Raw genomic sequence first — 13,069 nt, 5'->3', positions numbered from 1 at the left:
TTACTCCGCGTCAGACGCTAAGCGTGGCACCGGTCGACTTCAAGAAGCGAACCTTCTTGTCGCCTTCGACCTTGATGCCCACACGTGACGCCTTGCCATTCGCGTCGACCAATGCGACGTTCGAAATATGCAGCGGCATCGTCTTGGCTTCTACGCCGCCCGTCGTACCCTTCATCGGGTTCGGCTTGACATGCTTCTTGACGAGGTTGATACCCTCGACCGTCACACGCTCTTCGCCAACGGACAGCACGACGCCGCGCTTGCCTTTATCTTTGCCAGCGGTAACGATAACTTCGTCACCTTTGCGAATCTTATTCATCGCGACTCCTTACAGCACTTCCGGCGCGAGCGAAACGATCTTCATAAATCGTTCACTACGCAATTCACGCGTAACCGGTCCGAAAATACGCGTACCGATAGGCTCGAGCTTGGCATTCAAAAGTACGGCGGCATTACCGTCGAACTTGATCAGCGAGCCGTCCTGGCGGCGCACGCCCTTGGCCGTACGAACGACCACAGCGTTGTAGATTTCGCCCTTCTTCACGCGTCCGCGCGGCGTTGCTTCCTTGACGGTCACCTTGATGATGTCGCCAATGCTAGCGTAACGACGCTTCGAGCCGCCGAGCACCTTGATGCACATCACTTCACGTGCACCCGTGTTGTCGGCAACTTCAAGCCGAGTTTCGGTCTGAATCATGGTTTATCTTTCCCAACTTAATCCAGTTACGCCACCATGGCGCACCCGGTCAGTCTTGGTCCCGTCAGCCTGGTGGCTGCTTGGGTTAGAACAGGCAGCGAGGGCAGACGAAACCCGCCATCGCAATCCGGTGAATCTGTCAGCACAAGCTTGGCGCCTGCACCGGCTTCCCCCACCTACTTCGCCCGCGATGGGGCTCCCACAAAGAGGGAAGACCGAAATTATAACGCATAATTTCGGCCTTGCAAGCGAAAGTTACTGCGACACTTCTTTGTTGCTTTTTACCGCTTAGATGACGCGCGCTGCTTCCAGCAATTTCGACACAACCCAGGCTTTCGTCTTCGAAATCGGACGGGTTTCCTGGATCTCGACGAGATCGCCTTCGTTATACGTATTCGCGTCGTCGTGAGCGTGATACTTCTTCGAACGTACGACGTACTTGCCGTAGATCGGGTGCTTTACGCGATGCTCGACCAGCACGGTGACCGTCTTTTCCATCTTGTTGCTGACGACCTTGCCGACCAGCGTCCGCTTGAGCGAGGTTTTTACGCTATCGTTCATTTCTGGTTCGCCTTCTCAGTCAGGACGGTCCGCACACGAGCGATATCGCGACGAACCTTCTTCAATTGACTGTTGTTGGTCAATTGCTGGGTCGCGAGTTGCATGCGCAGGCCGAATTGCGCCTTCAGCAGGTCCGTCAGCTCTTGATTGAGAGCGGCCTGGTCTTTCTGGTGAAGTTCGGAAGCCTTCATCATTGCTCCTTAGGCGCCGAGCTGGCGTGAAACGAAGTACGTCTTCAGCGGCAGCTTTGCTGCAGCCAGACGGAACGCTTCACGTGCCAACTCTTCAGTAACACCGTCCATTTCATACAACATCTTGCCCGGTTGAATCTCTGCGACGTAGTACTCAGGGTTACCTTTACCGTTACCCATCCGTACTTCAGCCGGCTTTTGCGAGATCGGCTTGTCCGGGAAAATGCGGATCCAGATACGGCCGCCACGTTTAATGTGACGCGTCATTGCACGACGCGCCGCTTCGATTTGGCGCGCGGTCAAACGGCCGCGACCGATAGCCTTCAGACCATATTCACCGAACGACACTGCGTTGCCGCGCGTCGCCTTGCCGGTGTTACGACCCTTCTGCTCTTTGCGATACTTTCTGCGTTTCGGTTGCAGCATCGTTATTCTCCAGTCTTCCCGTCGCCGCCGGCACCGCCAGCACGACGCGGAGCGCCACGGCGCGCACCTGCGTTTGCCGGGCCACCACCTTCACCGTCACGACGCGGACGGCGATCACCACCCGGACGTGCGTTGCGGCGCGGACGCTTGTCTTCGGCTACTTCTTCGACCACCGGTGCATCGTTGCGGCCCAGCGTGTCGCCCTTGTAGACCCACACCTTGACGCCGATGATGCCGTAGGTCGTCTTCGCTTCCGAGGTTGCGTAGTCAATATCGGCACGCAGCGTGTGAAGCGGAACGCGACCTTCGCGATACCACTCCGTACGAGCGATTTCGATACCGTTGAGACGGCCCGCGCTCATGATCTTGATGCCTTGAGCACCCAGACGCATGGCGTTTTGCATCGCACGCTTCATCGCGCGGCGGAACATGATCCGGCGCTCGAGTTGTTGCGTGATCGAATCAGCGATCAACTGTGCATCGGTTTCCGGCTTGCGGATTTCTTCGATGTTGACGTGGACCGGAACGCCCATGCGGCGTTGCAGTTCCGACTTCAACAGTTCGATATCCTCACCCTTCTTGCCGATCACAACGCCCGGACGCGAGCTGTAAATCGTGATACGTGCGTTCTTCGCCGGACGCTCGATGACCACCCGACCAACCGAAGCGTTCTTCAGCTTCTTCTTCAGGTACTCACGAACACCGATGTCTTCCTGCAGCATCGACGCGAAATTGGTGTTGTTCGCGTACCAACGCGACGCCCAATTTCGGCTGACAGCCAGACGGAAGCCTGTCGGATGAATTTTTTGTCCCATCGTATGGCTCCTTAATTCCCGACCGTCACAGTGATGTGACAGGATTGCTTCTCGATACGGTTACCGCGGCCTTTGGCGCGCGCGGTAAAACGCTTCAGGGAAGCGGCCTTGTCGACCATGATGCTCGTTACTTTGAGCTCGTCGATATCGGCGCCTTCGTTGTGTTCCGCATTCGCGATCGCAGACAACACGACCTTCTTGACAATACCCGCCGCCTTCTTCGGCGAGAACGTCAGAACGTTCAGCGCCTTGTCGACCGGCAAACCACGGATCTGGTCAGCCACAAGGCGCGTTTTCTGCGCCGAGATGCGGGCACCGCGATGAATAGCTTTTACTTCCATCTTGATAGCCCCTTATTTCTTGGCCTTCTTGTCGGCTGCATGACCCTTGAACGTACGGGTCAATGCGAACTCGCCAAGTTTGTGGCCGACCATGTTTTCCGAAACATAAACCGGGACGTGTTGACGGCCGTTATGCACGGCGATCGTCAGACCAATGAAGTCCGGGAGGATCGTCGAACGACGCGACCAGGTCTTGATTGGTTTCTTGTCACGCGCAGCTGCGGCAGCCTCAACCTTCTTCAGCAAATGAGCGTCGCAGAACGGACCTTTTTTAACAGAACGTGCCATTGCTTACTCCTTAGCGCTTGTGACGGCGCTGAACGATCATCGTCGTCGTGCGCTTATTGCTGCGGGTGCGATAGCCCTTGGCCGGGGTTCCCCACGGGCTGACCGGATCGCGACCTGCTGCCGTCTTACCTTCACCACCACCGTGCGGGTGATCAACCGGGTTCATTGCAACGCCACGCACCGTCGGGCGGATACCGCGCCAGCGGTTTGCGCCAGCCTTACCGATTTGACGGAGGCTATGCTCTTCGTTGCCAACTTCACCAATCGTCGCGCGGCACTCGATGTGCACACGGCGAATTTCACCCGAACGCAGGCGAACCTGAGCGTACGTGCCTTCACGAGCCAGCAGCATTGCCGAAGTGCCAGCCGAACGTGCGATTTGCGCACCCTTGCCCGGCAACATCTCGATGCAGTGAATCGTCGTACCGACCGGAATGTTGCGGATCGGCAGGGTGTTACCCGAGCGGATCGGCGCTTCCGAACCAGACATCAACGACTGACCCACCGTCGCACCCTTCGGAGCGATGATGTACTTGCGCTCGCCGTCTGCGTACAGAACCAGCGCGATGTTCGCGCTACGGTTCGGATCGTACTCAAGACGCTCGATCTTTGCCGGAATTCCGTCCTTGTTGCGACGGAAATCGACCATACGGTAGTGTTGCTTGTGACCGCCACCCTTGTGACGCGTCGTGATGCGACCGGAGTTGTTCCGGCCGGCGGTCACGGACTGTGAGTCGAGCAGCGCTGCATGCGGCTTGCCCTTGTACAGATCCTTGTTGACCACCTTGACCATCGCGCGGCGACCCGGCGAAGTCGGCTTAACTTTTACGATTGCCATGATTACTTGGCCTCCGCTTCAAAGTTGATTTCCTGGCCGGGCTTCAGGCAGACATACGCCTTCTTCACGTCCTTGCGCTTGCCCATGAAGCGGCCAAAGCGCTTGGCTTTACCCTTCGTGACCAGCACGTTGACGGAATTGACTTCTACCTTGAACAGCAGCTCGACAGCAGCCTTCACTTCCTGCTTCGTGGCATCGGGCGCGACTTCGAACACAACTTGCTCGTTCTTGTCGGCCACCAGCGTCGCCTTTTCGGAGATCACCGGCGCGAGCAGGACCTGCATCAAACGATGATCGTTCTTGCGAATCTCGCTCATGACAGCAACTCCTCGATCTGGGCGACCGCAGCCTTCGTAATCAGGATCTTCTTGAAGTAGATCAACGAGAGCGGGTCGGCGTAACGCGGCTCGACAACGGCCACGTGGGCCAGATTGCGCGACGCGAGGTACAGGTTTTCGTCGACCGTGTCAGTGATGACCAGGACCGATTCCAGACCCATTGCCTTGAATTTTTCGGCCAGCAGCTTGGTCTTCGGCGCTTCGAGCGTGAGCTCGTCAACTACCGAGATACGGCCTTCACGGGCCAGCTGCGAGAAGATCGAGCAGAGGCCTGCGCGATGCATCTTCTTGTTGACCTTGTGCGAAAAGTTTTCTTCCGGCGAATTCGGGAAGATACGGCCACCGCCGCGCCACAACGGGCTCGACGACATACCGGCACGAGCGCGGCCCGTACCCTTTTGGCGCCACGGCTTCTTGGTCGTGTGCTTGACTTGCTCACGATCCTTCTGCGCGCGGTTACCGCTACGTGCGTTGGCTTGATAGGCCGTGACGACCTGATGGATCAGCGCTTCGTTGTAATCGCGACCGAACACGACGTCCGATGCGTTCACACCCGTGCCTTCCTGACCATTGGCGCTCAGGAGCTTAAGTTCCATTATTTCGCTCCTTTCACAGCGCGTGCCTTGACAGCCGGCGTCACGAAGACCTTGCCGCCCTTAGCGCCAGGAACAGCGCCACGGACCAGCAACAGATGACGGTCAGTGTCGATACGAGCGATCACGAGGTTTTGCACCGTAACCGTTTCGTCGCCCATGTGACCCGTCATGCGCTTACCCGGGAAAACACGACCCGGATCCTGCGCCATACCGATCGAACCCGGAACGTTGTGCGAACGCGAGTTACCGTGCGATGCACGGCCGGAAGCGAAGTTGTGACGCTTGATGGTACCGGCGTAGCCCTTACCGATCGACACGCCTTGCACGTCGACCTTCTGGCCCACTTCGAAGATGTCCGTACCGATCACGGTACCGTTCGACAACTCGGCAGCCTTCGTGGAATCGATTTGGAATTCTTTGAGAACTTCACCAGCTTGAACGCCGGCTTTGGCAAGGTGACCTGCCAGCGGCTTCGTCACGCGCGATGCGCGGCGAGTACCGAATGCTACTTGAACGGCGATGTAACCATCCGTTTCTACAGACTTGATCTGCGTCACTCGGTTGTCCGACACGTCCAGTACGGTGACGGGAATCGAATCCCCTTCAGGCGTAAAGATACGGGTCATGCCAACCTTGCGACCTACGAGTCCAAGGCTCATCGTTTTCTCCATTCCCAACTGCGATTGGTCGGGGCTGATTTACAAAATGCCGGTCAATTCCTAAGAATCACACCGACTTTTTTGCGCAAATGCGCGAAAAGCCTTGGAGTATAACAAGGCTTTTCGTTTTCCGCAAGCAATCAAAGACTTAGCGCTGCTCCTCGCGAGAGCGGCGCGGTGAAACTCACTGCAACTTGATTTCGACGTCGACGCCAGCCGGCAGGTCGAGCTTCATCAACGCATCAACGGTCTTGTCCGTCGGGTCGACGATGTCCATCAAGCGCTGGTGCGTACGGATTTCAAGCTGATCGCGCGACGCCTTGTTGACGTGCGGCGAACGCAAAATGTCAAAACGTTGGATACGGGTCGGCAACGGCACCGGACCACGTACGATTGCGCCAGTCCGCTTGGCCGTATCGACGATTTCTGCTGCCGATTGATCGATCAGACGATAGTCGAAAGCCTTCAGGCGAATGCGGATTTTCTGGTTTGCCATGACAATTCCTTGAAAAGAGCGAGACGGTGTTGCACCGTCGATTTGGTAAAAGAGCAAGGAGCCGAGCACGCGTAAGGCACGTGCGCCCGGCTCCGGGCACGACTAAAAACTACAGCTTTTTAGAGCAAGCTTAGGATTTTACTCGAGAACCTTGGCCACGACACCGGCGCCGACGGTACGACCGCCTTCACGGATAGCGAAGCGCAGACCTTCTTCCATGGCGATCGGTGCAATCAGCTTCACCGTGATCGACACGTTGTCGCCCGGCATGACCATTTCCTTGTCCTTCGGCAACTCGATCGAACCCGTCACGTCCGTGGTACGGAAGTAGAACTGCGGACGATAGTTGTTGAAGAACGGCGTGTGACGACCGCCTTCGTCCTTGCTCAGCACATACACTTCAGCCGTGAAGTGCGTGTGCGGCGTGATCGAACCCGGCTTGGCCAACACTTGACCCCGCTCCACGTCTTCACGCTTCGTGCCGCGCAACAGAATACCCACGTTGTCGCCCGCTTGACCTTGGTCCAGCAGTTTGCGGAACATTTCCACGCCCGTGCACGTCGTCTTCACCGTCGGCTTGATACCGATGATTTCGATTTCTTCGCCGACCTTCACGATACCGCGCTCGATACGACCCGTCACCACCGTGCCGCGACCCGAGATCGAGAACACGTCTTCCACCGGCATCAGGAACGTGCCGTCCACTGCGCGCTCCGGCGTCGGGATGTACGTGTCCAGCGCATCGGCCAGGTTCAGAATCGCTACTTCGCCCAGCTCGCCCGTATCGCCTTCCAGCGCCAGCTTGGCCGAACCCTTGATGATCGGCGTGTCGTCGCCCGGGAAATCGTACTTCGACAGAAGCTCACGCACTTCCATTTCGACAAGTTCCAGCAACTCGGCGTCGTCCACCATGTCGCACTTGTTCAAGAACACGATGATGTACGGCACGCCAACCTGGCGAGCCAACAGGATGTGCTCACGCGTTTGCGGCATCGGACCGTCTGCAGCCGAACACACCAGGATTGCGCCGTCCATCTGCGCTGCACCCGTAATCATGTTCTTCACATAGTCGGCGTGACCCGGGCAGTCAACGTGCGCGTAGTGACGCGCTTGCGTTTCGTACTCGACGTGGGCCGTATTGATCGTGATACCACGTGCCTTTTCTTCCGGCGCCGCGTCGATCTGGTCATATGCCTTCGCTTCGCCGCCGAACTTCTTCGACAACACCGTTGCGATTGCTGCCGTCAGCGTGGTCTTGCCGTGGTCGACGTGACCAATCGTGCCTACGTTGACGTGCGGCTTGGTCCGTTCGAATTTACCTTTTGCCATGATTACCTTCTTTCAAATTTGTTAATCGGTTAAAGACTTTTGGCCTGCCGAATTACTTGGATTTCGCGTTGATGATCGCTTCAGACACGTTACGCGGCGCTTCCGAATAATGCTTGAATTCCATCGTGTACGTAGCGCGACCTTGCGTCGCCGAACGCAGCGACGTCGAGTAGCCGAACATTTCCGACAGCGGGACTTCAGCGCGCACGATCTTGCCGCCGCCGATCATGTCTTCCATACCCTGGACAATACCGCGACGGCTCGACAGGTCGCCCATCACGTTGCCCATGTAGTCTTCCGGCGTTTCGACTTCCACGGCCATCATCGGCTCGAGAATAACCGGGTTTGCACGGCGCATTGCTTCCTTGAACGCCATCGAACCTGCCATGCGGAACGCATTTTCGTTCGAGTCGACGTCGTGGTACGAACCGAAGGTCAGGTGCACCTTCACGTCGACCACCGGGAAGCCAGCCAGCACGCCTGCCTTCAGCGTTTCCTGGATACCCTTGTCCACAGCCGGGATGTACTCGCGCGGAATCACGCCGCCCTTGATCTCGTCCAGGAACTCGTAGCCCTTACCTTGCTCGTTCGGCTCAAGCGTAATGACAGCGTGGCCATACTGACCGCGACCGCCCGACTGCTTGACGAACTTGCCGTCAACGTCTTCCGCCTTGCCGCGGATCGTTTCGCGATACGCAACCTGCGGCTTGCCGACAGTTGCTTCAACGCCGAATTCGCGACGCATGCGGTCAACCAGAATTTCCAGGTGCAGCTCGCCCATACCCGAAATGATGGTCTGCCCCGACTCTTCGTCGGTTTGAACGCGGAACGACGGATCTTCCTGAGCCAGGCGGTTGAGCGCGAGGCCCATCTTTTCCTGGTCAGGCTTGGTCTTCGGTTCCACAGCCTGCGAAATCACCGGCTCCGGGAAAATCATGCGCTCGAGAACGATCGGATGCGCCGGATCGCAGAGCGTATCGCCAGTGGTCGCGTCTTTCAAGCCAACTGCAGCAGCGATGTCGCCTGCATGCACTTCCTTGATTTCTTCGCGCTGGTTCGCGTGCATCAACAGAATACGGCCGAGACGTTCCTTCTTGTCTTTGGTCGCGTTCAGCAGCGTGTCGCCCGACTTGGTCGTGCCCGAATACACGCGGAAGAAGATCAACTGGCCGACGAACGGGTCGGTCATGATCTTGAACGCGAGTGCGGAGAACTTTTCGTCGTCAGCAGCGCGACGTTCAGCACGCTCGCCATCTTCAAGCTCGCCCAAAACCGGCGGAATGTCGATTGGCGACGGCAGGAAGTCGAGCACAGCGTCCAGCATACGTTGCACGCCCTTGTTCTTGAACGCGGTGCCGCACAACATGGGCTGGATTTCGCAAGCGATCGTGCGGTCGCGAAGACCCTTCACGATTTCCTCTTCGGACAATTCGCCCGTTTCGAGGTACTTGTTCATCATTTCTTCGTTGGACTCAGCCGCAGCTTCAACCATCTTTTCACGCCATTCGTCGCACGTATCCTTGAGCGCTGCCGGGATTTCTTCGTACGCGAACTTGGTGCCTTGGGACGCTTCATCCCAAATGATCGCCTTCATCTTGATCAGGTCGACAACGCCCGTGAACGTGTCTTCCGCGCCGATAGGCACGACGACCGGAACCGGGTTTGCCTTCAAACGCAGCTTGAGCTGGTCGTAGACCTTGAAGAAGTTCGCGCCGGTACGGTCCATCTTATTGATGAACGCGAGACGGGGAACCTTGTACTTGTTGGCCTGGCGCCATACGGTTTCCGACTGGGGCTGAACACCGCCCACAGCGCAGTAGACCATGCACGCACCGTCGAGCACGCGCATGGAACGTTCAACTTCAATAGTGAAGTCGACGTGTCCCGGGGTGTCGATGATGTTGATGCGGTGCTCGGGGCGGTCGCCAGCCATGCCTTTCCAGAAGGCCGTCGTTGCTGCCGACGTAATGGTGATGCCGCGCTCCTGCTCCTGCTCCATCCAGTCCATCGTTGCTGCGCCGTCGTGAACTTCACCGATCTTGTGATTCACGCCTGTGTAAAACAGAATGCGTTCGGTCGTCGTCGTCTTGCCGGCATCGATGTGAGCGCTAATACCGATATTGCGGTAGCGCTCGATAGGTGTCTTGCGAGCCACTTTGAATCCTTAATTGGGTCGACGCAACCAGCACATGCCAGTCACGCCCTAACACAAACGGGCGAGGCGCTTTGTAAGCGCACCCGCCCGGAGGTTTTCCGTTCGTCCCAGGTCGGGAGGCCTAAATTCAGCCTTAGAAGCGGAAGTGCGAGAACGCCTTGTTGGCTTCTGCCATCCGGTGAACTTCGTCGCGCTTCTTCATCGCGCCGCCACGGCCTTCCGCGGCTTCCGAAAGCTCACCTGCGAGACGCAGAGCCATCGACTTCTCGCTGCGCTTTTTCGCAGCTTCGCGCAACCAACGCATCGCCAATGCCATACGACGCGACGGACGCACTTCCACTGGAACTTGATAGTTCGCACCACCAACGCGGCGGCTCTTCACTTCCACAACCGGCTTCACGTTGTTGAGCGCACCCGTGAACACTTCCAGCGGGTCCTTGCCACCCTTGGTCTGGATCTGTTCAAAAGCACCATAAACGATACGCTCGGCAACCGACTTCTTGCCCGACAGCATGATCACGTTCATGAACTTGGCTACATCTACGTTGCCGAATTTCGGATCCGGCAAAATGTCCCGTTTGGGGACTTCGCGACGACGCGGCATGATTCTTCCTTTGATTTTTCAGTTGGAGCGATTTCAGCTCCACGGTCACCAACTAACCCGATCTATCTATCGACTAACCAGCTTGGCCGGGTGACCACTTACTCGACAGCACCGGCATTTCCGGCACCACCGCTTGAACGCCCTGTTACGGGCAACCTGTACAACTCAACCAGCGAAAACTTACTTGCCGGCCTTGGCGCGCTTCGCACCGTACTTCGAGCGAGCTTGCTTACGATCCTTGACGCCCTGGGTATCCAGCGAGCCTCGAACCATGTGGTAGCGCACACCTGGCAAGTCTTTCACACGACCGCCGCGAATCAGCACAACCGAGTGTTCCTGCAGGTTGTGGCCTTCACCACCGATGTACGAAATAACTTCGAAACCGTTCGTCAGACGAACTTTTGCAACTTTACGAAGTGCCGAGTTCGGCTTCTTCGGCGTCGTCGTGTACACGCGAGTGCACACGCCGCGACGCTGCGGGCAGTCCTGCAAAGCCGGCGACTTGCTCTTCACTGTTTCGGAAGCGCGGCCTTTGCGAACCAATTGATTGATGGTTGGCATTGTCTATTCCTAAATTGATCAAAATCGACGCTTCCGTTTCGGGCAAAGCAAAACGGCCTGCGCATCGAACTTTCCCGCCGTGTTCATGCGTGCGAGGAGAACCCCGAGGGGACCCTGTAAGCAGATCCAAGAACGAGAACCTAGCATCATAATCCGAAATTCCCAATGCGGTCAATAGCTTGGGTGTAGACCGGAACGGCCGGCGCGGCGAAAGCTAGTCGGCGCCGACGACTTCCAGCAATTCGTCGCCGAAACGGTCCAGTTTGCGCGCACCAATTCCCGGGATGTGCCGCAAATCTTCGATGGAATCCGGTTCGTTGCGCGCGATTTCCGCCAGCGTCGCATCGTGGAAAATGACGTAGGCCGGCACGCCGTCGCTTTTCGCCATGCTTGCGCGCCACGTGCGCAACCGCTCCCAGCGGGCTTTGACCCGGGGCGACATGCCTGCGGTCGGATCGGCGCGTTCACCTGTCCGGCTGGAGGACTGGCGAGTCCGCGTCGGTTTTACATATTTGCGCAGCGTCACGTTCTGCTCGCCCTTGAGCACGGCCTTGCTTGCCTCGGTGAGAACCAGCGCGCCGAATCCGTCGTGGTCGACAGCAAGGTAACCGAACGCGACCAGTTGGCGAAACACAGCGCGCCATTCCTGCTCGGACAACGCGGCACCAAGTCCGAATGTGGAAAGTTTTTCGTGACCACGCTGGAGCAATTTCTCAGAGCGGCTGCCGCGCAGGATATCGATCAAATGCCCTGCGCCAAAGTGGAAACCACTGGCCTTGTACGCGCGATATACACAGGACAGCGCCATCTGCGCCTCGCGCGTTGCATCCCACGATTCAGGCGGCTCGAGGCACGTGTCGCAATTGCCGCACGGCTGGCTGGCTTCGCCGAAGTAGCCGAGCAAGCGCACGCGCCGGCATGACGCCGCTTCACACAGTCCAAGCAGCGCGTCGAGCTTGCCGCCCTGGACACGTTTGTGGGTATCGTCGGCGTCGGATTCGTCGATCATCTTGCGCTGCTGGACTACGTCGCCAAGGCCGTAAGCCATCCACGCGTTCGCCGGCATGCCGTCGCGGCCCGCGCGGCCGGTTTCCTGGTAATAGCCTTCAACGCTCTTTGGTAAATCAAGATGCGCGACGAAGCGCACATCCGGCTTGTCGATACCCATGCCGAAAGCAATCGTCGCGCACATCACGATGCCCTCTTCGCGCTTGAACATTTCCTGATGTCGTTGGCGCGTCTCATACTCCATGCCCGCGTGATAAGGCAACGCGCGCACGCCCTGGCTTTTCAGCCAATCCGCCGTTTCTTCCACCTTGCGCCGGGAGAGGCAATAGATCACGCCGGCGTCGGTGGTTTTATCGGTATTCGTGTGCTCGGCACGGATGAAATCGAGCAGCTGCGCGCGCGCGTTGTCCTTCTCCACGATCCGGTATCGAATGTTCGGCCGGTCGAAGCTCGAAACGAAAATCTGTGCGTCGTCCAGAGCGAGGCGATGCACGATTTCATCGCGTGTAATGGCGTCGGCGGTGGCCGTTAGTGCGATCCGCGGCACCGACGGAAACCGCTCATGCAGCACCGACAACTGGATATATTCCGGCCTGAAATCATGCCCCCATTGCGATACGCAATGCGCTTCGTCGATAGCAAACAAACCAATGCGCACGCTCTCGATCAACTCGAGAAAGCGCGGCGTCATCAAGCGCTCAGGCGCGACGTACAACAGATCGATCTCGCCGTTGCGCAATGCACGCTCGGTCGCCGCGGCTTCGGCACCGGTCAGCGTGGAATTGAGGCAAGCGGCGCGCACGCCGACTTCGCTAAGCGCTGCGACCTGATCCTGCATCAACGCAATCAGCGGCGACACGACAATTCCCGCGCCGAACCCCGCCTCGCGTCTTAACAAAGCAGGAATCTGATAACACAACGACTTGCCGCCGCCCGTTGGCATAAGCACGAGCGAATCGCCGCCGGCGGCTACATGTTCGACGATATCGCCCTGCTGCCCCCGGAACGCGGGATAGCCAAATACTTCCTTGAGAATTTCGAGCGAACGGGACATTGAGAAGACGGAGTGCGTCGGAAGCGTGAGTACTTCGATTTTACCAACGTCAAGCATGCTTAAACGGGCATCGGCTCGACGTTAGCCAATCGATAGAGCAAAAAAAAACCGC

18 protein-coding genes are annotated in these 13,069 nt (G+C 57.7%); all 18 read right to left on the bottom strand.

Features of this window, described 5'->3' with window-relative positions:
• Nucleotides 1–10: 10 nt before the first annotated feature.
• On the bottom strand, nt 11–319 hold the full coding sequence (gene rplX, locus HB633_RS28500) for a 50S ribosomal protein L24 (protein ID WP_056355419.1): 309 nt from the start codon (nt 317–319) through the stop codon (nt 11–13).
• Nucleotides 320–328: 9 nt separating this feature from the next.
• On the bottom strand, nt 329–697 hold the full coding sequence (gene rplN / locus HB633_RS28495; protein WP_006052212.1) for a 50S ribosomal protein L14: 369 nt from the start codon (nt 695–697) through the stop codon (nt 329–331).
• A gap of 288 nt (nt 698–985) precedes the next feature.
• A complete protein-coding gene (rpsQ, locus tag HB633_RS28490) occupies nt 986–1,258 on the bottom strand; it encodes a 30S ribosomal protein S17 (RefSeq protein WP_056355415.1) in 273 nt (90 codons plus the stop codon).
• A complete protein-coding gene (gene rpmC / locus HB633_RS28485; RefSeq protein ID WP_047845339.1) occupies nt 1,255–1,449 on the bottom strand; it encodes a 50S ribosomal protein L29 in 195 nt (64 codons plus the stop codon). Before rpmC ends, rpsQ begins: the two co-directional genes overlap by 4 nt.
• Before the next feature lie 9 nt (nt 1,450–1,458).
• Nucleotides 1,459–1,875: a 50S ribosomal protein L16 gene (rplP, locus tag HB633_RS28480; protein ID WP_031361576.1), complete on the bottom strand. Its 417-nt coding sequence runs from the start codon at nt 1,873–1,875 to the stop codon at nt 1,459–1,461.
• Between the two features lie 2 nt (nt 1,876–1,877).
• Complete coding sequence (rpsC, locus tag HB633_RS28475; RefSeq protein WP_047845338.1) at nt 1,878–2,690, bottom strand: 30S ribosomal protein S3; 813 nt, start codon at nt 2,688–2,690, stop codon at nt 1,878–1,880.
• Between the two features lie 11 nt (nt 2,691–2,701).
• Nucleotides 2,702–3,031, bottom strand: a complete 330-nt coding sequence (gene rplV / locus HB633_RS28470) for a 50S ribosomal protein L22 (RefSeq protein WP_031361578.1) — start codon at nt 3,029–3,031, stop codon at nt 2,702–2,704.
• 12 nt (nt 3,032–3,043) lie between these two features.
• Entirely contained in the window at nt 3,044–3,319 is a 276-nt protein-coding gene (rpsS, locus tag HB633_RS28465; RefSeq protein ID WP_031361579.1) for a 30S ribosomal protein S19, read from the bottom strand.
• Between the two features lie 10 nt (nt 3,320–3,329).
• The gene (rplB, locus tag HB633_RS28460) at nt 3,330–4,157 is read right to left on the bottom strand and encodes a 50S ribosomal protein L2 (RefSeq protein WP_056355410.1); all 828 of its coding nucleotides are present in this window, start codon (nt 4,155–4,157) and stop codon (nt 3,330–3,332) included.
• Nucleotides 4,158–4,159: 2 nt separating this feature from the next.
• On the bottom strand, nt 4,160–4,474 hold the full coding sequence (gene rplW, locus HB633_RS28455) for a 50S ribosomal protein L23 (RefSeq protein WP_031361581.1): 315 nt from the start codon (nt 4,472–4,474) through the stop codon (nt 4,160–4,162).
• The gene (gene rplD / locus HB633_RS28450; RefSeq protein ID WP_047845336.1) at nt 4,471–5,091 is read right to left on the bottom strand and encodes a 50S ribosomal protein L4; all 621 of its coding nucleotides are present in this window, start codon (nt 5,089–5,091) and stop codon (nt 4,471–4,473) included. Before rplD ends, rplW begins: the two co-directional genes overlap by 4 nt.
• Nucleotides 5,091–5,750, bottom strand: coding sequence for a 50S ribosomal protein L3 (gene rplC, locus HB633_RS28445; protein WP_213781498.1), 660 nt, complete (start codon nt 5,748–5,750; stop codon nt 5,091–5,093). Before rplC ends, rplD begins: the two co-directional genes overlap by 1 nt.
• 184 nt (nt 5,751–5,934) lie before the next feature.
• Complete coding sequence (rpsJ, locus tag HB633_RS28440; RefSeq protein WP_056355405.1) at nt 5,935–6,246, bottom strand: 30S ribosomal protein S10; 312 nt, start codon at nt 6,244–6,246, stop codon at nt 5,935–5,937.
• A gap of 138 nt (nt 6,247–6,384) precedes the next feature.
• Nucleotides 6,385–7,575, bottom strand: a complete 1,191-nt coding sequence (gene tuf / locus HB633_RS28435) for an elongation factor Tu (protein ID WP_213781494.1) — start codon at nt 7,573–7,575, stop codon at nt 6,385–6,387.
• A gap of 52 nt (nt 7,576–7,627) precedes the next feature.
• On the bottom strand, nt 7,628–9,730 hold the full coding sequence (fusA, locus tag HB633_RS28430; RefSeq protein ID WP_213781497.1) for an elongation factor G: 2,103 nt from the start codon (nt 9,728–9,730) through the stop codon (nt 7,628–7,630).
• A 133-nt stretch (nt 9,731–9,863) separates the two neighbouring features.
• Nucleotides 9,864–10,334, bottom strand: a complete 471-nt coding sequence (gene rpsG, locus HB633_RS28425) for a 30S ribosomal protein S7 (RefSeq protein ID WP_031361587.1) — start codon at nt 10,332–10,334, stop codon at nt 9,864–9,866.
• Between the two features lie 180 nt (nt 10,335–10,514).
• Complete coding sequence (gene rpsL / locus HB633_RS28420) at nt 10,515–10,895, bottom strand: 30S ribosomal protein S12 (protein ID WP_035935550.1); 381 nt, start codon at nt 10,893–10,895, stop codon at nt 10,515–10,517.
• A gap of 214 nt (nt 10,896–11,109) precedes the next feature.
• On the bottom strand, nt 11,110–12,957 hold the full coding sequence (recQ, locus tag HB633_RS28415; protein WP_213781496.1) for a DNA helicase RecQ: 1,848 nt from the start codon (nt 12,955–12,957) through the stop codon (nt 11,110–11,112).
• Nucleotides 12,958–13,069 lie beyond the last annotated feature (112 nt).

It is taken from the genome of Caballeronia sp. dw_276 (genome assembly GCF_018449635.1).
Lineage (GTDB): Bacteria > Pseudomonadota > Gammaproteobacteria > Burkholderiales > Burkholderiaceae > Caballeronia.
The sequence above is the reverse complement of the archived record's forward strand: the minus strand, read 5'-3'. Positions and strand labels throughout refer to the sequence as shown.